Here is a 19245-nt window from a genome sequence, read left to right as displayed (position 1 = left end):
CAGGGGTACGGCATGGTCGTTTCCGACCACCACCGTACCCCTGGACTCGTCCACTGCTGTGTGACGGACCGGATACACAGGCTACCCGGTCGTGGCCTCGATCAGGGCAGCGGCCCGCCCGCAGCGAGTGCGCAGAGTTTCGTGAACTCCTCACCATCCAGGCTCGCTCCGCCGACCAGGGCACCGTCGATGTTCTCGCAAGCCATCAGTTCGCCGATGTTGCCCGACTTCACCGATCCCCCGTAGAGCACCCGGACGGACGAAGCGACCTCGTCGCCGTACTTCTCCTGGAGGGTCGCCCGGATGGCCTTGCAGACCTCTTCGGCGTCCGCGGACGACGCGACCTTGCCGGTGCCGATCGCCCAGACCGGCTCGTACGCGACCACCACGCCGGAGACCTGCTCGGCCTTGAGGCCCTTCAGGCCCTCGATCAGCTGCGTCGTGGTGTGGTGGATGTGCTCGCCGGCCTCGCGGACCTCGAGCTTCTCCCCGATGCAGAGGATCGGCGTGATGCCGTGCTTGAGCGCGGCCTTGACCTTCTTGTTGACCAGCTCGTCGGTCTCGGCGTGGTATTCGCGCCGCTCCGAGTGCCCGACGGCGACGAACTTGCAGCCCAGCTTCGCCAGCATCGGGCCCGAGATGTCGCCGGTGTAGGCCCCGGCGTCGTGCGGCGAGAGGTCCTGCGCGCCGTAGGTGAGCGACAGCTTGTCGCCGTCGACCAGGGTCTGCACGCTGCGGATGTCGGTGAACGGCGGCAGCACCGCCACGTCGACCTTCGCGTAGTACTTCTCCGGCAGCGCGAAGGCGATCTTCTGCACCAGCGCGATGGCCTCGAGGTGGTTCAGGTTCATCTTCCAGTTGCCGGCGATGAACGGCTTGCGTGCCACTAGTTCTTCTCCTCCAGGGCGACCACGCCCGGCAGTTCCTTGCCTTCGAGGTACTCCAGGGAGGCACCGCCGCCGGTGGAGATGTGCGAGAAGCCGTCTTCGGGCAGGCCCAGCTGCCGCACCGCGGCCGCCGAGTCACCGCCGCCGACCACGGTGAACGCGTCGCTCTTCACGAGCGCCTCGGCCACGGCACGCGTGCCGCCCGAGAACGCCTCGAACTCGAACACGCCCATCGGGCCGTTCCAGAACACGGTCGCGGCGTCGGCCAGCTTGCCCGCGAAGAGTTCACGGGTCTCCGGGCCGATGTCGAGGCCCTCGCGGTCGGCCGGGATCGCGGTCGCGGCGACGACCTCGTGCTCGGCGTCGGCCGCGAAGCCCGTCGCGGCCAGGACGTCCACCGGCAGCACCAGTTCGACGCCGCGCTTCTCGGCCTCGGCGAGGAAGCCCTTCACCTGGTCGAGCTGGTCGGCCTGCAGCAGCGAGTTGCCGACCTCGTGGCCCTGGGCCTTGAGGAAGGTGTACGCCATGCCGCCGCCGATGAGCAGCCGGTCGACCTTGGTCAGCAGGTTCGCGATGACGCCGAGCTTGTCGGACACCTTCGCGCCGCCGAGCACGACCACGTACGGCCGCTTCACGTCGTCGGTCAGCTTCTTCAGCACGTCCAGCTCGGCCAGCACCAGGCCGCCGGCGTAGGCCGGGAGCACCGACGCGATCTCGTAGACCGAGGCCTGCTTGCGGTGGACCACGCCGAAGCCGTCGGAGACGAAGGCACCGCCCGGCACGAGCGCGGCCAGCTCGGCGGCCAGCTCGGAGCGGTCCACGGCGTCCTTGCTGGTCTCGCGCGCGTCGAAGCGCACGTTCTCCAGCAGGACGACGCCGCCGTCGGCCAGGCCGGCGGTCAGCGCCTTGGCGGACTCGCCGACCACGTCACCGGCCAGCGCGACCTCGGCGCCGAGCAGCTCCGAGAGCCGCTTCGCGACGGGCGCGAGGGTGTACTTCGGGTCCGGCTCGCCCTTCGGGCGGCCGAGGTGCGCGGTGACGACGACCTTCGCGCCCGCGTCGGCGAGCTTCTTGATCGTCGGCAGCGCGGCGCGGACCCGGCCGTCGTCGGTGATGCGACCGGAGTCGAGCGGGACGTTCAGGTCGCTGCGCACGAGTACGTAGCGGCCCTGAACGCCTTCGCCCAGCAGGTCGTCGAGGTTCTTGACGGTCATCGGTTCAGGAGAGCTTCGAACCGACGAGCTTGACCAGGTCCGCGAGGCGGTTGGAGTAGCCCCACTCGTTGTCGTACCAGCCGACGACCTTGACCTGGTTGCCGATGACCTTGGTCAGCGGCGCGTCGTAGATGCAGGACGCCGGGTCGGTGACGATGTCCGAGGAGACGATCGGGTCCTCGTTGTAGCGCAGGTAGCCCGACAGCGCGCCCTCGGCGGCGGCCTTGTACGCGGCGTTGACCTCTTCGAGGGTCGCGGCCTTGGTCAGGGTGACCGTGAGGTCGGTGGCCGAGCCTGTCGGCACCGGGACGCGCAGCGCGTAACCGTCCAGCTTGCCCTGCAGCTCCGGCAGGACCAGGCCGATGGCCTTCGCGGCGCCGGTCGAGGTCGGCACGATGTTCAGCGCGGCGGCGCGGGCGCGGCGCATGTCCTTGTGCGGCGCGTCCTGCAGGTTCTGGTCCTGCGTGTACGCGTGGATCGTGGTCATCAGGCCCTGCTCGATGCCGAAGGCGTCCTGCAGGACCTTGGCCAGCGGGCCGAGGCAGTTGGTGGTGCAGGAGGCGTTCGAGATGATGTTCTGCGAGCCGTCGTACTTGTCGTCGTTGACGCCCAGCACGATGGTCAGGTCCTCGCCCTTGGCGGGCGCGGAGATGATGACCTTCTTGGCACCGCCGGCGATGTGCGCCTTGGCGGCGTCGGCGTTGGTGAAGAAGCCGGTCGACTCGACCACGACGTCCACGCCCAGGTCGCCCCAGGGCAGGTTGGCCGGGTCGCGCTCGGCGAGGGCCTTGATGGTCTTGCCGTCGACGACGATGCCCTCGTCGCTGACGCTGACCTCACCCGGGAACCGGCCCAGGATGGAGTCGTACTTCAGCAGGTGGGCCATGGTGGCGACGTCGCCGAGGTCGTTGAAGGCGACGACCTCGATGTCGTGGCCGCTGGCCTGCACGGCGCGGAAGAAGTTGCGGCCGATGCGGCCGAAGCCGTTGACACCTACGCGAACGGTCACTGCTGCCACTCCTCTGAGGATCGGCCGGGACCCCCGGCCGTGACTTGCGGGCTCGCGGCCACCCTAGCGTGCGGGCATGCGCGTCCCTGACTGCCCTGACGAGACTTCCACCACTTGGCGAACGGGTCAAGAATCGATTAAGAAGCGCGGGCGTCACCTCGGGTGTCCCGAAGCGGACCACGGCGGACCACCGGCGGCGGGAAATCCGGGCGCCGGGACCGGTTCCGGCTGATCGCGCCGGGTGTGCGACAGCCGGGCCGAACGCCGGTGCCGAGCCGAAGACCGCCGCTTGACCGATTCAGCCCGAAGTGGTCTCCAGCCGGGCGCGGCAGCGGTCCGCGGGTCGGCACGTGAGGTCGATGACTCGACCGATCCAGCGACGCCCTGTGGGCCGCCCGGCCGCGGGGATCGCCGCCACGAAGACGGCGGGAACCTCCGGCCGGAGGTTCAGCGGCCACCTGCGCACCCTCAGCCCGTCAGCTCCCGTTCCAGCGGAGTTCGGAACCGCGGCACCGCACGAACCTCACCGAACCACTCCGCGCACTTCGCCGCCTCCGCTTCCACCCTCGCGCGCGTCTCCGCGCCCACGTCTTCCAGCAGCCTGACCACCACCTCCCCCGACGCTCGCTGGGCCCAGCCCCCGACCACCCGCCCGGACGCCCACACCGTCGGGCCGACGTTGCCGCTGCGGTCGAACAGGGCCGCGCGGTGCGGGCCGAGGAACCAGTCGCGGTCCTGCCAGCCCATCGGGGTCGGGTCCAGCGCCGGCAGGAACGCCACCCACGGGGGCGGCTCCGGCACCGGGGCCACGTCGTCCGCCAGCACCACCCCGGGCACGCCGCCGAGGTCCACCTCCACCGGGGACACCGCCGCCAGCGCCTTCTTCGCCTGGCCCGCCGTCCAGCCCGTCCACCACCTCAGGTCGGACACCGGGGCCGGGCCGTACGCGCGCAGCCACCTCCGGGCCAGCTCCGCCCGGGCCTCGTCCGCGCTCCACGGCGGCAGCCCGCCCGGGACCCACTCGTCCAGCGGGTGCCAGACGTACTGGGTGCTGAGCCAGCTGCCGCGCGGCCGGCCGCGGACGATCCGGCCGCCCGCCGCCAGCAGGAACAGCACCCGGCTCGTCACGTTGCCGATCGCCTCGTACGGCTTGCCCGCCGCCATCAGCAGCTGCTGGCGCAGCCGGGGTTCGTCCTCGCTCAGCTGCTGCGCCGTCGCCGAACCGCGGGCGCGCAGGGCCGCCTCGACCGACATCTCGACGTCGGCCAGCCACTTCGCCGGCTCCGGCACGTTCTCCGGGTGCCCCTGCTGCCCGAGGTGCTGCTCGAGGAGTTTCCGCTGCTTCACCAGGATGTCCGCCGAGCAGCCCGCCTGCACGAGCGCCGCCGTGTCCAGGTCCGTCACGAACACCGTGCGCCGCATGCCCAGCAGCCTCAGCAGTGAACGCTCTTCGTAGAGCGCCCGCTCGACCTCGGAGACCGCCGGGGACGCGAGGCGGGCGGACGCGGACAGGTGGACGGTCGCCGGGTCGGTGGCGTGCAGCGCGACGACCCCGGCGACGGCGTCCGCCACCGAGGCCGCGGGCGCGGCGAGGTGGTGGCGGACCGCGAGCCGGGCCCGGCGCTGCTGGGTGCTGATCTTCGGAGGCACCCGTTTTTCCTACCACCCGGCACCGACAAAAACTCCTGGTCGTGCCGGGTGACCAGGCGATAGCCTCGCGAGATGGTCTCTGGCACGCACTTGGCGGCCTTCGCCGCGCTGACGTTCCTCATGGTCGTGGTCCCCGGGCCGAGCGTGCTGTTCACGATCAGCCGCGCGCTCACCGTCGGGCGGCGTGACGCGCTGCTCACCGTCGCGGGCAACTCCGTGGGCGTGTACACGCAGGTGGTCGCGGTCGCGTTCGGTCTCGGCGCGCTGGTGACGACGTCCGCGGCCGTGTTCACCGCGATCAAGATCGCCGGCGCGTGCTACCTGGTGTACCTGGGGATCCAGGCTCTGCGCCACCGCCGCAGGCTGACCGACGCGATGGCCGCGAAGGTGCGTGCCGCACCCGGCCGGGTCCGGACCGTGCTGCGCGACGGCTTCGTCGTCGGTTTCGCGAACCCGAAGTCGATCGTGTTCCTGGCGGCCCTGCTGCCCCAGTTCGTCGACCCCGGCGCCGGGTCGGTGCCGGGGCAGATGCTGGTCCTCGGGCTGTGCCTGCCGGCGATCGCGCTGGCCACCGACAGCGCGTGGGCGCTGGTCGCCGGCACCGCCCGCACGTGGTTCGCCCGCTCGCCGAAGCGCCTGGAGCTGGTCGGCGGCACCGGCGGCCTCGTCATGATCGGCCTGGGCACCACCCTCGCCTTCACGGGCCGGGGTGACTGAGCACCAGGTCGAGCAGGCCCGGGAAAGCCGCGTCGAATTCGGGGCGCCGCAAGCGGTTCAGCCGCCGCGGGCCTTCGTCGCGCTGTTCGATCAGGCCCGCCGCGCGCAGCACGGCGAAGTGGTGGCTGCGGGTCGCCTTGGCCACCGGCAGGTCGAACGTGCCGCACGCCTTCGTCCATTCCGGCACGGCGGCCAGCTCGCGCAGGATGCTGCGGCGCACCGGGTCGGCGACCGCGGCCAGGGCGTCCTGCAGCGAAACCGCCGCCGGGAGCGCGTGCGTGAGCCCGCGCGCCCGCGCAGTGTTCGATGATTGTCGTACACTCATCTGGTCGACCTCCATCGAACACTCTACTGAGGAGCAGCCGTGCCGCCACACCTCGACACGACCTTCGGCACCGGCGCCCGGAACCGCCTGGACGCCGCCACGGACCCCGGCCGCGAAGGCGCCCTGGCCGCGTTGGAATCGTTCTACTACGCCTTCAACCAGCGCGATCTCGACGCGTTGCGCCGCGTCTGGACGACCGATCCGCTGGCCCAGCTGAACAACCCGCTGGGCGGCATCCTGCGCGGCGGCGAAGCGATCACCGCGTTGTACGGCCGGGTGTTCCACGGCCCGGCCCGGGTCACCGTCGAGTTCGGCGACATCGTCGAGTACTCCGGCGAAGGCCACGCGGTTTTCGCCGGTCGCGAAACCGGCGAGTACCGCGTGACCGAAACCGTCCCCTTGAGCATCCGCACGACGCGGATCTTCGCCTACGGGAACGGCCGCTGGGTGCAGGTCCACCACCACGGCAGCATCGACGACGCCGAGGCGCTCGCCGCCTACCAGGCCGCGATCCGCGGCTAGTCCAGTGCCTTCACCAGCTCCGGCCACCACTCGCGCGGGAGGGCGCCGAGCGGGACGACGACCTGGTCGGCTCCCGCGGCCCGGTACTCCCGCAGGCGCGCGACGACCGCATCGAGGTCGCCCCCCACGGTCAGGCCGTCGACCAGCCGGTCCGACAGGTCCGCGATGTCCGCGTCGGTGAAGCCCATCCGCCGGAAGTTGGCCGCGTAGCCCGGCATCCCGGCCAGGAACTTCAGCGAGCCACCTCGCGCGACTTCGCGCACCTCGGCCTGGTCGGTCGCCGCGACGACGTTCATCAGCACCACGAGCTGCCGGTCGGCGCCCAGGATCTCGCGTGCCGAAGCGACGTAGTCCGTCGTCACCAGGTACGGGTAGGCGCCCGCCGCGCGGTCCCGCGCCAGCTCCAGCATCCTCGGGCCGAGTGCCGAAAGGATCCGCGCGGACGCGGGCACGGTGTCGTCGATCTCGTCGAGGTAGTCGTTCAGCGTCGCCAGCGGCCGCGGGCCGTGCGCCCCGCCCAGGCCGACGACGAACCGCCCGGCGGGCAGGTCCGCGTACGCGCGCGCCACCTCGGCCGCCGGTACGCGGTCGACCGGCAGGATCCCGCTGGCCACCGGGATCGTCGCGGTCCCGTGGACCACCTCGGCGATCAGCGGGAGGTTGTTCCCCTGGCCGCCCGGCAGCCACAGCGTGGCGTAGCCCAGTTCCTCGAGTTCGGCGGCGGCCGCGACGGCCTCCGCTCCGGTCGTGTTCAGCGTTGCGCCCAGCGGCCCCGGCTTCGTCATGCGCGGAGGAACCCGGAAGCAAGCGGCGTTGTTCCCGTCAGGCCGTTTGTTCGTCCTCGGCGGAATCGGCGTCGGAATCGGCAGCGGCATCGAGAGCCGCTCGCGTGAACATCCGGGTCGCCGACAGCCGCGCGACGCCGTCCGGCTCGCCCAGGTCGTCCAGGGAGTTGCGGATCGTCGAGTCCACCGACAGGTACTTGCGGCCCGCCCGCAGGTCGGCGTCGTTGCGCAGCCGCACGATGAGCGGGAACTCCGACAGCGCGCCCGCGTCGAACAGGCCCGTCGTGTAGATCAGCTGCACGCCGAGCGCTTCGGCCACCGCCCGCTGCAGCTCCAGCAGGTAGCCGGCCGACGCGCGGCCGATCGGGTTGTCCAGGAACAGCACCCCCGAGTGCCGGTTGCGGACCTTGCCGCGGTTGTTGGCCCGCAGCGCCGCCAGGGTGCAGTACAGGATGATCGCCGCGGTCAGCTGCTGGCCGCCCGAAAACACGTCGCGGATCTCCGAGACGCGCTGGCGTTCGGTCCGCAGCACCGAGTCCGGCTTCAGCATGTCGACGCGGAACCCCTTGGGCGCCGCGGCCCGGACGCCGCGCAGCACCAGGGAAAGCCCGTCGCGCTTGACGTCCCGGCCGTCGGCCGTCTTGCCGACGGCGGCCTCGTCGACGACCTCGCCGAGCTTCTCGGTGAGCGCGTTGTCCTCCAGCTCGGTGAAGCGGATGCGGAGGAACTCCTGCCCGGACCAGTCGCCGAGGCCGTCCGGCAGCCGGGACACGCGTTGGGCCGAGCGCAACGTCCGCAGCGCGCCGTCGACCATGCCCTGCAGGCGCGTGATGATGCCGCCGCGGTGCCGGTCGATCTGGGCGAGGTCGTCGGTGAGCGACCGCAGCCGCGGCCGCAGCGCTTCGGCCCACTCGGCGGCGTGCGCCGGGAGCTGGTCGCGCTTGACCGAGATGACCTGCTGCCGCACCGGGGTGCTCAGCTTCTCGAAGCGCTTCTCGGTCGCGTACTGCGCGAGCTGGTCCGCGGCCGCGCGCACCCGCCGGTCGCCGGCGTCGGCGGCGTCCTGGGCCTGGTTGAAGGTGGCGTTCAGCCGCGCGTGCTGGGCGCGCGCGGTGTCGACGTCGCCGTCGTAGGCAGCGGCTGTGTCCTTCTCGGTGTCGGTCACCAGGTGGCCCATCGACTCGGCGAGCAGCGCGAAGCCCGAGGCCGAAGTCCGCGCCGAGTCCAGCGTCGCTTCCGCGGCCGCCCGGCGTTCCTGCAGCTCTTCCCACTTGCGCGCGGCGGCCGACGCCTCCAGCCCGGCCGCGTCGATCAGCTCCAGGCCGTGCTCGATGTCCCGCGGTTTCTCCCCGTTGACGCCGTTCTGCAGCGGCAGCGCGTCCAGCTCGGCGCGCCGCGTCGAGACGAGCCCGATCGCTTCGGTGCGCTCGTCTTCGAGGCCGTCGACGACCCGGCGGGCGCGGGCCAGCGCGGCCGCCCTGGCCGACGCGTCGGAGCCGTCGGGCGTCTCCAGGAGCTCGGCCGCGCGGGCGCGGACGGCCTCGTCCATGGACTCGACCGCCGAGGCCGCGGCGGCTTCGGCGGACTCCGCCTGCTCCAGCTCGCCGCGCAGGTCGCTGCCGACCTCGACCTTCGCGTACGACTCGGACGCCGACAGGTAGGTCCGCCGCAGCGCGTCCACCGGCTCGGCCGGCGCCGGGCCGTCCGCGGCGTCGGCCGCCCCGGGCACCTCGGCCAGTTCGGCGCGCGCCGTGCTCGCGGTCCGGCGGTGCCCGTCGGCGGTGCGCTGCTCCTCCCCCGCCTGCTCGCGCAGCCGCGCGGCCTTGCCCGCCGCGTCGGACGCCTGGAGGTCGGCGCGCTCGGCGATCTCGGTGGCGCGCTCGGCCTCTTCGGACCACTGGGCGATCCGGGCGCTGCGGACGCCCAGCTCACCGAGCCGCCGCGCCTTCTCCTCCGCCTCGGCGGCGGCCGCCCTCAGCTCGGGGACGCGCTCGCGCAGCGAGACCGCCTTTTCGCTCAACCGCGCGAACTCCGCATCGGCCTGCACCAGCGCGGTCCGCGCGGTCTCCCGCGCGGTCCGGGCCGCCTGGGCCTGCTCGGCCAGGGTGGCGACCGCCCCGGCCGGGTAGTCCTCACGCCACGTCGTGAGCTTCCACGTCAACGCGCCGTCCGCGGCCAGCTTGGCGGACAACGCTTCGAGGCGCCGCTGCCGCTCGGTGTGCCGCCGCGCCACGGCTTCCCGCTCGGCGTCGGCGGCTTCTTCGTCGTACATCGCCGGGTTCGGCGGCACGAGGAACTCGACACCGGGCGCGGCAGGCGCCGGCGCCTGCAGTGCCTCGGTCGTGCCGACGGCGATGATCGCGCTCGGCAGCAGCCGCCGCGTCGTCAGCACCTCGCGGGCGCGGTCGGCGTGCGCGGCGTCGTTCAGCAGCACGCCGGACACCAGCTGCGGCAGGCTTTCCAGGACCTCGGCGCGCCGGGCAGCGTCCAGTTTGGACAGGTAGCGCCAGCCGGACCACGCGGTGATCCCGGCCTCTTCGAGAGCGTCCAGCGCGGCCTGGACGTCCTCGGGGGGCGGCAGCAGCCCGCCGGACCCCAGCGCGGCCAGCGCCCGCTCGTCGGCGGACTCCTCCATCCGCAGCGCGGTCTGCTCCTTCTCGACGGCCGCGCTCGCCTCGCGCAGCCGTTCCAGCAGCACCGGGAGGTCGCTCTCCAGGTTGACGTCGTCGGCGCCGAGCAGCTCGACCAGCCGGCTTTCGGCGGCGAGGGCGTCGGTCCGGCGGTGTGCGCGGTCGAGGTCCTCGGCGGCGCGTTCGAGGCGGTCCTGCGTGGTGCCCGCGAGCTGGTGCGCCTCGTTCACGGCCCGTTGCGCCGCCTGGAGCTCCGCGCCGACGCGGTCGAGTTCCTGCTCACGGCGGGTCAGCTCCGCAGCGGCCTGCTCGGCGGCCGCACGCGCGGCCCGCGAAGCTTCGGCGACGTCGGCGCCCGAAGGCAGCAACCCCGCGCGGACGGCGGCCTGGACTTCTTCGCGCAGCTCGGTGATCCGCGTGGTCAGCCCGCGCGCCTCGGCCCGGCGCGCGGCCGCGAGGTTCGCGGCTTCGTCGCGCTCGGTCTGCGCCTTCTCGGCTTCGGCACGCAACGCGCCCGCGTGCGCTTCGGCCTTGTCCGCCTGGCGCTGGGCGTCCTGCGCCAGCGCGTGCAACCCGCGGGCGAGCGCCGAAGCGGCGTCGTTGCGCGCCTTCAGGGCCGGCCGTGCCTTTTCCTCCCGGCTGCCGACGAGTTCGCGCAGGTCCTTCGCCTTGCGCGCGGCGTTCAGCTGGTTGAGGACCGTCGCCGTCTCCCGCCAGGCCTCCGCCTCGGTTTTCGCCTCGGCCAGCTCGGCGTCGACGCGCTTGCGGCCCTCCTGGGCCTCGTCCAGGCGCAGCACCGCGACCAGGCGGCGCAGTTCCGTGACGGCCGCGGCGAGCCGCCGGTGGTCGCCCTCGGCGAGCTTCTCCGCGGACTTGACCTCGGTGACGTGGTCTTCGAGGCCGGACAGCCGCGCGTTCTCGAGTTCGTTGCGCGCGACGACGCGGCCGGCCAGCCCGGCCATGTCGGCCTTGGCCGACTCCGCGATCTTCCGCGACTCCGCGGCGACACCCTCTTCGGCGGCCAGCGGCCCCAGCAGGTCGAGCGCACCCGCGACGAAATCGCGTTCCGACAGCAGGTCCCCGCGCTGCGCGAGGTTGTGCGCATACGTCGAAACGACCTCGGCGAGGTCCTTCGGCTCGTCCTCGGAGATCACCGCCTTCAACAGGAACTCGACGAACGCGTCGTCGGTGCCGAAGGCGAACGCGTCCGCCGCTTCGCCTTCGCCCGCGTTCATCGCGCGCTGGTAGCGGAACAGCTCGGTGTCGAGGCCGAGGGAGTCGAGCCGGCCGGTCCACTCGTGGTGGCGGCGGGTCCAGGAGAGCTCCAGCTCGGGCTCGGCCAGCTGGGCCGCGGTGAGCTTGTCGTGGAAGCCGGACATCGTCAGCAGCCGGCCGTCCTGCGTCATCGGCAGGGCATCGAGCCCCAGCGCGGCGGTCGGGCGGAAGCAGTACCAGGAGTCGACGAGGTTCTCGGAGTCGGCGGACACGACGTGCCCGCGCCATTCGGAGACCTTGCCGGTGATGATCCGGTGCCCGCTCTCGACGTGCAGCCACTCCAGCACGACGTGCGAGACGTCCTTGGCGGCGACGAACTTCTCCAGCACCTTGGTGCTGGTCGTGCCGACGACCTGGCGGCGGCCGGGCAGCATCACCGAGAAGATCAGCTTGATGAGCACGGACTTGCCGCCGCCGTTCTCGAGGAACAGCACGCTCGCCGGGGACGGGCGGCGCAGCTCGGCCGGGCCGGTCGCGTGGATGCCCGCGCTGAACAGCGCGTCCTGCTGGGGCGCGGTGATCTTGGCGCCGACGCCGCTGAAGTCGAGCACGACGTCCTGGTAGCGGGCACCCGCCGGGCCCACCGAATGCAGGCGGACCCGCGAAAGCTCGTACATCGATTCCCCTCTACAGCGTGTCTCTACAGCGTGTCGGACGCCGCGGCGCGCAGCGTGCCGCCGGCGGTCGCGACGGCCACGACGTCGAGCGCGAGCAGGTCGTCGAAGGCGGCGTCCGCGGCGAGTTCGCGGACCTGGATCTGGTAGCGCGGCGTGGTCCGGTAGGTGCCGCCCTGCTCGTCGCTCACCGGGACCAGGAAACCCTGGTCGGCGAGGAAGCGCAGGGCGCGGCTGACCATGCCGCGGGTGGTGTCGGCGGCGAGACGGCCGTCCTTGGTGGCCGCCGCCGCCGGACGCCGGGTGTAGGCGCGCCAGGCCTGTTCCAGCTCGGGCGCGTCGGCCAGCGGGTCGTTGTTGGCCTCGGCCGCCGCCGCACGTTCGTCGAGCATCCGGGCGGCTTCGCGGACCATCGCGTCGACCTGCTCGACGCTGACGCGGCCGATGTAGGTGTCGTTGGCGAGGTCGTCCGGGCGCGGGTAGCCGAGCGCCGCGGTGGCCAGGTGGATCAGGCCGTGCAGCACCTTCTCGGTCTCGCGGCGCTCGCGGATCTTGGCCTGGCGGGCGTAGGAGTCCATCTTGATCTCGAAGACGGATTCGTCGGTGGCCGCGAGGACCGCGCCGGCCTGCTGGTTGACCTCGAGCACCATCAGGCCGAGCCCGGCGGCGACGGCGTGGGTGAGCGCCTTGAACGCGTTGTCCTCGCCGTAGCGGCGGACGAGGTCGCCGTAGACGACGTCACGCGCGGGCAGCTGCTTCGGCCGCATGCCGAAGGCGACCAGCCGGGCCGCGGCCTCGGCGTCCACGCTGCTGTGGGACAGCGCCATTACGCGACCTCCTCGTTCTCTTCTTCGTCGGCGCGCTCGACGGCGGCGGTGGACAGCAGCAGGTCGGCGCCGCCGAAGTCCGGGTCGTCCAGGAGCGTGCCGTCGTCGACGGCCACCAGCACCTGCCGGTCGCCCTGGCGCCGCGCGGCGCCGACCCCGGGACTGTAGGCGTGCACCGCGCGCAGCGCGACCAGGGCCGGGAGGCCGGGCTGGCGGCTGCGGCGGGCTTCTTCGAGCAGGCCCGACAGCCGCCGCGGCACCTCCGGAAGGTCGAGGAGTTCGTCGGCGGCGCGCCAGACGTCGTCGCCGAACTTGTCGGTGACCTCGGCGGGCATCAGCTCGGCTTCGGGGATCTCCCCGACGAGCTGGTCGCGTTCCGGGGCCGGCCGCAGCAGCAGCGAGACCAGCGACGACAGGGACGGCACGACCGGGGCGGAGATGCCCGCGACGGCGTGGAAGAAGTGCTCGGCCGGCGCGACGGCGTCGGCCAATGGAAGGCCCAGGGTGGGCACGAGGAGCTGGCCGAAGAGATCCAGGGTCGCGCGCTGGGGCGGGCCGGAGAACTGCTGGCGGTCCTGCTCGGCGCGGAAGACCGCGCCCGCGTCGGCCAGCCGGGACTGCAGGCGCGTGTGCCGCCGGATGCAGTCGCCGACGATGTCGACGAGCTCGGCGGCGCGGCGCTTGCGGTCGAGGTCCTCGGTCTCGTCGCGGGCGGTGGTGATGTTCTTGAGGATGGCGTTCTCGGCGCGGAAGCGGGCTTCGATGTGGCTGAGCGCGCTGTCCAGCAGCTCGGGGACCTCGCGTTCCCAGTCGACCGAGCGGACGTCGCGGCGGGTGGCGTCGAGTTTCGCGCGCAGGGTCTCGCCGTACTGGACGGTCCGGTAGCGGGCCTGCTCGGCGGCCAGCTTCGCGTCGGCCAACCGACCCCGCGCGATCAGGTTCTCCAGCTTGACCTCGGCGGCGATCTGCGCGGATTCGACGTCGGTGTCGAGGGCGCCGACCAGGACGTTGATGGCCTCGTCGGTGGCACGCAGGTAGACCTCGCCGTCGCGGGCGGCCAGCTCGACGAGCAGCTTGAAGTCGAACTGGCGGCGCTGGTAGCCGCCCGGCCCCACGGAGCCGTAGACGCGCCGGAAGCCGCGCTCGGTGGTGCCGACGTTGATCAGGTTGTCCAGGACCCACTTGGCCACCCGGACGTGTTCCTCGGGCATCCGTGACGGCGCCTGCTGGGCGATGAACGGCAGCAGCCGGTCGATGACCTCGTCGTGGCCGGCGCCGGTGTCGAAGTCCATCGCGATGGTGACCTGGTCGATCGTGTGCAGCGCGATCTCGGCCATCTGGTAGATCGTGGCGTCGGCCCAGTCGAGCTTCGCCTTGCGCGCGTCCAGGTCGTGCAGCGGCGCCGTGCAGGCCAGCGCCTTGAGGCGGCGCGTCAGCCCCTCGTCGGCCAGTCCCATCGCGGCCCTGTCGTCGTCTCGCACAGCAGGCCAGGCTAGTCGGCCACCCTCTGCGCACGCGCGGGTGACTCCATCCATGCCCCCACCACCACCCTCAACGGTGGCGCTGACGCGCCGCAGTGCTTGTATTAACGTCCCCCTCATGCGTGAGATGAGCCGTGACGAGTGGTGGAAGTTCGCGTCCGAAGGCACCCGGACCGGCATGTTGGGCCTGGTCAGGGCCAACGGCGCCCCGATCGTGACGCCGATCTGGTTCCTGCTGAACGAGGGCCCGGACGGTGACGAGCTGATCTTCACCACCGGCACCGAGACGCTCAAGGGCAAGGCCATCGCCCGCGACGGGCGCATCTCGCTCGCCGTCGACGACCAGAAGCCGCCGTTCTCCTACGTCCAGTTCACCGCCGAGGCGCGGCTGACCCACGACTACGACGACATGCTCGAGTGGGCGACGAAGCTGGGCGGCCGGTACATGGGTGACGAGCAGGCCGAGGCCTACGGCAAGCGCAACGCCGTCCCGGAGGAATCCCTCGTCCGGGCGAAGATCACCCGGGTGATCGCGCGAGCCGACATCGCCGGCTGACCCCGGTTCGCTGGTAATCTGCCCCCGGGGGTGGGGGGTATGCCGTCAGGGGACAGACGCGACGCCGTCCAGGCGATCGTCAACGCGGGCCAGCGGGAGCTGGTGGCCGAGCTGGAACGCCTCGACGGCGGCGGGCGCTTCGGCCGCTCGGGCCGCACGCGGCGGCTGGAGAACGGTGACGTCTTCGAACGGGCCGTCGTCAGCGCGGCCTTCTCGGACGAGTTCTTCGCGGCCGGGCTGTCGGTCGTGCTCCACCCGCGCAACCCGTACGTCCCGGCGTTCCAGGCCCACTTCCGCTACCGCGAAACCGCGGACGCGTGGTGGTTCGGCGGCAGCGTCGACCTGCTCCCCTGCTACGGCTTCGCCTCGGACGCGACGCACTTCCACCGGGTGCTGAAGAACCACTGCGACACGCTCGACCCGGCGTTCCACGCGCAGGCGAAGCGGGCGTGCGACGACCGTTTCCGGCTCCCGCACCGCGACGAAGCCCGCGGCATCGGCGGCATCCTCTTCGACCACCTGCACCTGCCGGGCCCGGACGGCTGGCGGCGCTCGGCGGCGTTCACGGCGGCGGGCATCGCCGCGATCGTCCCGGCGTACGTCCCGATCGTGCGACGGCGCAAGGACCTGCCGCACGGCGAGCGCGAGCGGCAGTGGCAGCTCTACCGCCGCGGCCGGTACGTGGAGTTCACGCTGGTCCACGACGCGGCGACCGCGGTGCAGGCCGACGCCGAGGCGATCCTCTCGGCGCTGCCGCCGCTGGCGCGGTGGGAAGCGGGGTTCACGCCCGAGCCGGGGAGCGCGGAGGCGGAACTGGCGTCGTTCCTGGTTCCGCGCGATTGGGCGGCCGAAACTGTCGGTGCCCGTCGGTAGAGTCGAAAACGGGGGGCGCCCCGCTGAGCTCGGGGATCCGGCAAAGGAGTAGCGCCCCAGGTACCTCACCGCCCGTAAACGGCAGGCGGCCGCATAACCGGCACCCCACCCAGACCCCCTCCCCCACCCCGATCCGAAGCCTGCACGCGGACGGTGGTGCCGGGTCAAGGCATCTTTCCCGCCTTGACGCGGTACCACCGTCCGTAGTGACAATCGGGCTTCGGGGTGGTGGGCCCTGAGTGGGCTTCGGTGGTAGGCAACCGGGGACGCCCCGCTCAGCGGGAAACCATTGGCACGGTGGGTAACCCATCGTGTCGAGTATTGACAGGGCCCGCTCGGAGGGTGTGTGATCTGACCCATAGATAGGAAACTTTCCTAACTATTACCGCCGGTGGTCCGCCGACCATTCCGCCCCGGTCACCCCCTGTCCCCCGACAACGCAGGAGGCTCCCAGTGGCACCCCGTCCACCGTGGCGTGCGGTACTGGCCGGTACCGCGGTCGCGGCGCTCGGCCTCACCGCGCTCACCCCGGTAAACGCTTTCGCCGCGGACACCGAGTACGAGTCCGAGAACGCCACCATCGTCCAGGGCGCGGTCGAATCGAACCACGCCGGCTACTCAGGCACCGGGTTCGTCAACTTCGACAACGTCGTAGGCAGCTACGTCGAATACTCCGTGAACGCGGCCCAGGCGGGCACGCACACGCTGACCTTCCGCTACGCCAACGGAACCGCCGACAACCGGCCGGTCAAGCTGACCGTCGACGGCGGCGACAAGGGCACCGTCGACTTCCCCGCCACCGGCGCGTGGACGACCTGGAAGACCGTCACCGCGACCGTGCAGCTCACCGCGGGCGTGAACAAGGTCCGGACCACCGCGACCACCGCCAACGGCGGCCCGAACGCCGACAAGCTCACCGACACCTTCACCGCGCCGGTCGACCCCGAGCCGCCGACGCCGCCGACGAACCTCAAGGCGAGCAACATCCTCCCCACCGCGGCCACCTTCTCCTGGACCGCCGCGACGGACAACGTCGGCGTCGTCCGCTACGAGATCAACCGCGGCGGCAACATCCTCAAGACCGTCGACGGGAACACCACGAGCGCGACCGTGGACAACCTGACCCCGAACACGGCCTACGACATCTCCGTCGGCGCGTACGACGCGGCCGGCAACCCGTCGCAGCAGAGCAACGTGGTCACCTTCACCACGCCGCCGAGCAACGACACGACCCCACCCAGCGTGCCGGGCAACCTGCGCTCCACCGGCGTCACCGCGAACAGCGTCTCCCTGGCGTGGAACGCTTCCACGGACAACAGCGGCACCATCTCGGGCTACGACGTCTACCAGGGCGCCACCAAGGTGGCCACGACGACGTCGCTGAGCACGACGATCACGAACCTCAACCCCAGCACGTCCTACACCTTCACCGTCAAGGCCCGCGACCCCGACGGCAACACCTCGGCCGCCAGCAACGCCGTCACGGCGAAGACCAGCGCTCCGGGCGGCGCCGGGGGCATCCCGGAGTACGACAAGGACATCGCGAAGGTCGACCTCGGCTGGGCGGTGGACTTCCTCCCGAACGGCAACGCGCTGGTGACCGAGCGGGACCGCTTCGAGGTCCTGCTGGTGACGCCGTCCGGCCAGAAGACCACCCTGGGCAAGGTGCCGGGCGCGGTCGGCACCAACGGCGAAGGCGGCCTCCTCGGCCTCGCGATCTCGCCGAACTGGGCGTCCGACCACGCGATCTACCTCTACCACACCGCTTCCGGCGACAACCGGATCGTGAAGATGACCTACGACGGCAGCACGCTGTCGTCGACGTCGACGCCGGTGCTGACCGGGATCGCGAAGAACCGCTACCACAACGGCGGCCGGATCAAGTTCGGTCCCGACGGCAAGCTGTACGCCACCGTCGGCGACGCCAAGAACAGCGACAACGCGCAGAACAAGAGCTCGCTCAACGGGAAGATCCTGCGGCTCAACCCCGACGGCTCGGCCCCGAGCGACAACCCGTTCTACGCGACCGGCGGCAACGCCCGGTACGTCTGGAGCTACGGCCACCGCAACCCGCAGGGCCTGGCCTGGGACTCCCGCGGCCAGCTGTGGGCGGCGGAGTTCGGCGAGAGCAGCCAGGACGAGCTCAACCTGATCCAGAAGGGCGGCAACTTCGGCTGGCCCAGCTGCGAGGGCACGCAGGGCAGCTGCAGCGGCTACATCGCCCCGAAGAAGACCTGGTCGACGTCGCAGGCCGGGCCGAGCGGCGTGGAGATCGTCAACGACTGGATCTACATCGCCGGCGTCACCGGTGAGCAGCTGTTCGCCACGCAGATCAACGCCGCGGGCACCGGCGTCGGCACGGTGTCGACGCTGTTCTCGGGCCGCTGGGGCCGGCTGCGCTCGGTCACCAAGACCCCGGACGGCGGGCTCTGGCTGACCTCGACGAACAACGACAAGAACGGCGGCACGCCGTCGGTGCTGGACAACGTGATCGTCCGGTTGAAGTTCCCGGGCGGCAGCACCCCCGGCGGCTTCAAGCTGACCAGCTCGGCCTTCGCCGACAACGCCACCATCCCGGACAAGTACACCTGCGCCGGGGACGGCACGGCGGGCCAGGACCCGTCGCCGCCGCTCGCGTGGGGCGAGTCCACGGGTGCGAAGGGCTACGCCGTCGTGTTCGCCGACGTCGCCAACAGCGGCACCAAGCTGCACTGGGCGATCTGGGACGTCCCGGCGGCCACGAAGTCGCTGCCGGAAGGCCTCGGCGCGGGCTACACCGTGCCGGACCAGGGTGGCGCGAAACAGAAGGCGATGGGCAGCGGGGCGAACGCGCAGAAGTTCTTCGGCCCCTGCCCGGGCGGCTCGAGCCACCCGTACACGTTCACGCTCTACGCCCTGAACACCGCCACGGTCCCCGGCCTGACGTCGTCCTCGACGATGGCCCAGATCGAAACGGCGATCAAGGGCGCGTCGACGGCGAACGTGGTGCTGCGCGGCAAGTCCAGCGCCGCCGCCTAGAAGCCGCGGCAGGGGTGACCGGAGCGGCGCCGGTCACCCCTGCCGCGCCCGCTCAGCCCGGCTCGGAAATCCGGCGCAGGTGGGCGTCGACGTCGAAGCCGTGTTCCTCCAGCCGGCGGCGGGCCAGCAGGAGTTCGTCGGGGGTGAACAGCTCGGCGTACTCCTCGCGGAGCATGACCGCCTCGGAACTGCGGCCGAGCTGGTTCTTCTCCCAGAGCACGGTGAACCCGCCCGCGGTGCCGGCCCCGCGCAGCAGCAGCCGCGCCGCCTCGACGCCGCCGTGCTCGCGGACCATGCGTTCGAACTGGGCGGGCCGGTAGCCGTAATCCTTGGCCAGCACCCGGCAGCCGTCGAGCAGGTCCTCGGTGAACCGCGCGGCGAGCCGGGGATCGGCCGGGATGGATGCGGCTGGTTCGGGCATGGGGCAACCTCTCGACGGGACGGCTTCCCAGATTAATCGCGAACCGGGGCGGTTTCGCTACGCCATTCGAGCAACGAATTCTCGAAGAGCACTCTCCGTGTCGACAAAAGCGGGCAAAAGCGGCAAACCGAAACTGGCAGTATCTTCTGGGGCTTCGCACCCGAAGCTGGCCGCCATGCGAACCGTGGTCCACGGCGACGTTCACGTCCACTATGGACAGATCTACGTCCACGACGACGAGGCGGAGCCGGTCGAGGGTGACCTGGCGGCGTGCTTCGCCGGCCAGCGCAACAGGCTGTGCGGCGCCGCCTTGCCCGGACATTCGTTCCTCATCACCGGGCTGTGCGGTTCTGGCCCGCGCCGGCGGCTCCGGACGTCGTCGTCCGCGAATCGAGCGCGATCGCGGCTTACTGGCACGGTTTCGCGCAGGATCTGCCCACG

The 19245-nt window shown here is 71.8% G+C and carries 15 protein-coding genes; 5 read left to right on the top strand and 10 right to left on the bottom strand.

The window, feature by feature from the left end:
* Positions 1-101: 101 nt before the first annotated feature.
* The 4 genes from tpiA to C2L58_RS04605 form a co-directional block, all read right to left on the bottom strand.
* The gene (gene tpiA, locus C2L58_RS04620; RefSeq protein WP_103336102.1) at positions 102-887 is read right to left on the bottom strand and encodes a triose-phosphate isomerase; all 786 of its coding nucleotides are present in this window, start codon (positions 885-887) and stop codon (positions 102-104) included.
* Positions 887-2101 (bottom strand): phosphoglycerate kinase, encoded by a 1215-nt coding sequence (locus C2L58_RS04615; RefSeq protein WP_103336101.1) that lies wholly within the window; start codon positions 2099-2101, stop codon positions 887-889. Before C2L58_RS04615 ends, tpiA begins: the two co-directional genes overlap by 1 nt.
* Positions 2102-2105: 4 nt before the next feature.
* Complete coding sequence (gene gap, locus C2L58_RS04610; protein WP_103336099.1) at positions 2106-3110, bottom strand: type I glyceraldehyde-3-phosphate dehydrogenase; 1005 nt, start codon at positions 3108-3110, stop codon at positions 2106-2108.
* Positions 3111-3578: 468 nt separating this feature from the next.
* Positions 3579-4760: a winged helix DNA-binding domain-containing protein gene (locus tag C2L58_RS04605; protein ID WP_103336097.1), complete on the bottom strand. Its 1182-nt coding sequence runs from the start codon at positions 4758-4760 to the stop codon at positions 3579-3581.
* 72 nt (positions 4761-4832) lie between these two features.
* Between C2L58_RS04605 and C2L58_RS04600 the strand changes: the two genes are divergently transcribed.
* The gene (locus C2L58_RS04600) at positions 4833-5477 is read left to right on the top strand and encodes a LysE family translocator (RefSeq protein WP_103336096.1); all 645 of its coding nucleotides are present in this window, start codon (positions 4833-4835) and stop codon (positions 5475-5477) included.
* On the opposite strand, the gene C2L58_RS04595 is transcribed toward C2L58_RS04600, so the two are convergent.
* Positions 5458-5802, bottom strand: a complete 345-nt coding sequence (locus C2L58_RS04595; RefSeq protein ID WP_103336278.1) for an ArsR/SmtB family transcription factor — start codon at positions 5800-5802, stop codon at positions 5458-5460. The two genes, C2L58_RS04600 and C2L58_RS04595, sit on opposite strands and share 20 nt — an antisense overlap.
* 39 nt (positions 5803-5841) lie before the next feature.
* Between C2L58_RS04595 and C2L58_RS04590 the strand changes: the two genes are divergently transcribed.
* Positions 5842-6324, top strand: coding sequence for a YybH family protein (locus C2L58_RS04590; protein WP_103336094.1), 483 nt, complete (start codon positions 5842-5844; stop codon positions 6322-6324).
* On the opposite strand, the gene C2L58_RS04585 is transcribed toward C2L58_RS04590, so the two are convergent.
* Genes C2L58_RS04585 through C2L58_RS04570 form a run of 4 tightly spaced genes read right to left on the bottom strand, consistent with a single transcriptional unit; the run spans position 6321 to position 13912 of the window.
* A complete protein-coding gene (locus C2L58_RS04585; RefSeq protein ID WP_103336093.1) occupies positions 6321-7109 on the bottom strand; it encodes a TIGR03620 family F420-dependent LLM class oxidoreductase in 789 nt (262 codons plus the stop codon). The two genes, C2L58_RS04590 and C2L58_RS04585, sit on opposite strands and share 4 nt — an antisense overlap.
* A 37-nt stretch (positions 7110-7146) precedes the next feature.
* Positions 7147-11631, bottom strand: a complete 4485-nt coding sequence (locus tag C2L58_RS04580) for a hypothetical protein (RefSeq protein WP_103336091.1) — start codon at positions 11629-11631, stop codon at positions 7147-7149.
* A gap of 23 nt (positions 11632-11654) precedes the next feature.
* Positions 11655-12455, bottom strand: coding sequence for a hypothetical protein (locus tag C2L58_RS04575; protein ID WP_043788290.1), 801 nt, complete (start codon positions 12453-12455; stop codon positions 11655-11657).
* The gene (locus C2L58_RS04570; protein ID WP_103336090.1) at positions 12455-13912 is read right to left on the bottom strand and encodes a hypothetical protein; all 1458 of its coding nucleotides are present in this window, start codon (positions 13910-13912) and stop codon (positions 12455-12457) included. Before C2L58_RS04570 ends, C2L58_RS04575 begins: the two co-directional genes overlap by 1 nt.
* A gap of 142 nt (positions 13913-14054) precedes the next feature.
* On the opposite strand from C2L58_RS04570, the gene C2L58_RS04565 reads away from it, so the two are divergent.
* The 3 genes from C2L58_RS04565 to C2L58_RS04555 all read left to right on the top strand — a co-directional run bounded on the left by C2L58_RS04565 (position 14055) and on the right by C2L58_RS04555 (position 18383).
* Positions 14055-14492 carry a PPOX class F420-dependent oxidoreductase gene (locus C2L58_RS04565; protein ID WP_103336088.1) on the top strand — a complete coding sequence of 146 codons (438 nt, stop codon included), beginning with the start codon at positions 14055-14057 and terminating at the stop codon, positions 14490-14492.
* Between the two features lie 39 nt (positions 14493-14531).
* Entirely contained in the window at positions 14532-15365 is an 834-nt protein-coding gene (locus C2L58_RS04560) for a coproporphyrinogen III oxidase (protein ID WP_103336087.1), read from the top strand.
* Positions 15366-15818: 453 nt separating this feature from the next.
* Positions 15819-18383: a PQQ-dependent sugar dehydrogenase gene (locus C2L58_RS04555; RefSeq protein WP_103336085.1), complete on the top strand. Its 2565-nt coding sequence runs from the start codon at positions 15819-15821 to the stop codon at positions 18381-18383.
* 52 nt (positions 18384-18435) lie between these two features.
* Here the strand turns inward: C2L58_RS04555 and C2L58_RS04550 are convergent, their stop codons facing one another.
* Positions 18436-18804, bottom strand: coding sequence for a hypothetical protein (locus C2L58_RS04550; protein ID WP_013224654.1), 369 nt, complete (start codon positions 18802-18804; stop codon positions 18436-18438).
* Positions 18805-19245 lie beyond the last annotated feature (441 nt).

The organism is Amycolatopsis sp. CA-126428, from assembly GCF_002904335.1.
Taxonomy (GTDB): Bacteria; Actinomycetota; Actinomycetes; order Mycobacteriales; family Pseudonocardiaceae; genus Amycolatopsis.
Note: the sequence above shows the minus strand (reverse complement) of the source record. Positions and strands in the feature narration are given on the sequence as shown.

Excerpts from the sequence above, each read along its gene's own strand:
- C2L58_RS04615 (WP_103336101.1), bottom strand. The coding sequence starts at position 2,101 with ATGACCGTCAAGAACCTCGACGACCTGCTGGGCGAAGGCGTTCAGGGC.
- C2L58_RS04600 (WP_103336096.1), top strand. The coding sequence starts at position 4,833 with ATGGTCTCTGGCACGCACTTGGCGGCCTTCGCCGCGCTGACGTTCCTC.
- C2L58_RS04595 (WP_103336278.1), bottom strand. The coding sequence starts at position 5,802 with ATGAGTGTACGACAATCATCGAACACTGCGCGGGCGCGCGGGCTCACG.
- C2L58_RS04585 (WP_103336093.1), bottom strand. The coding sequence starts at position 7,109 with ATGACGAAGCCGGGGCCGCTGGGCGCAACGCTGAACACGACCGGAGCG.
- C2L58_RS04580 (WP_103336091.1), bottom strand. The coding sequence starts at position 11,631 with ATGTACGAGCTTTCGCGGGTCCGCCTGCATTCGGTGGGCCCGGCGGGT.
- C2L58_RS04575 (WP_043788290.1), bottom strand. The coding sequence starts at position 12,455 with ATGGCGCTGTCCCACAGCAGCGTGGACGCCGAGGCCGCGGCCCGGCTG.
- C2L58_RS04570 (WP_103336090.1), bottom strand. The coding sequence starts at position 13,912 with ATGGGACTGGCCGACGAGGGGCTGACGCGCCGCCTCAAGGCGCTGGCC.
- C2L58_RS04565 (WP_103336088.1), top strand. The coding sequence starts at position 14,055 with ATGCGTGAGATGAGCCGTGACGAGTGGTGGAAGTTCGCGTCCGAAGGC.
- C2L58_RS04560 (WP_103336087.1), top strand. The coding sequence starts at position 14,532 with ATGCCGTCAGGGGACAGACGCGACGCCGTCCAGGCGATCGTCAACGCG.
- C2L58_RS04550 (WP_013224654.1), bottom strand. The coding sequence starts at position 18,804 with ATGCCCGAACCAGCCGCATCCATCCCGGCCGATCCCCGGCTCGCCGCG.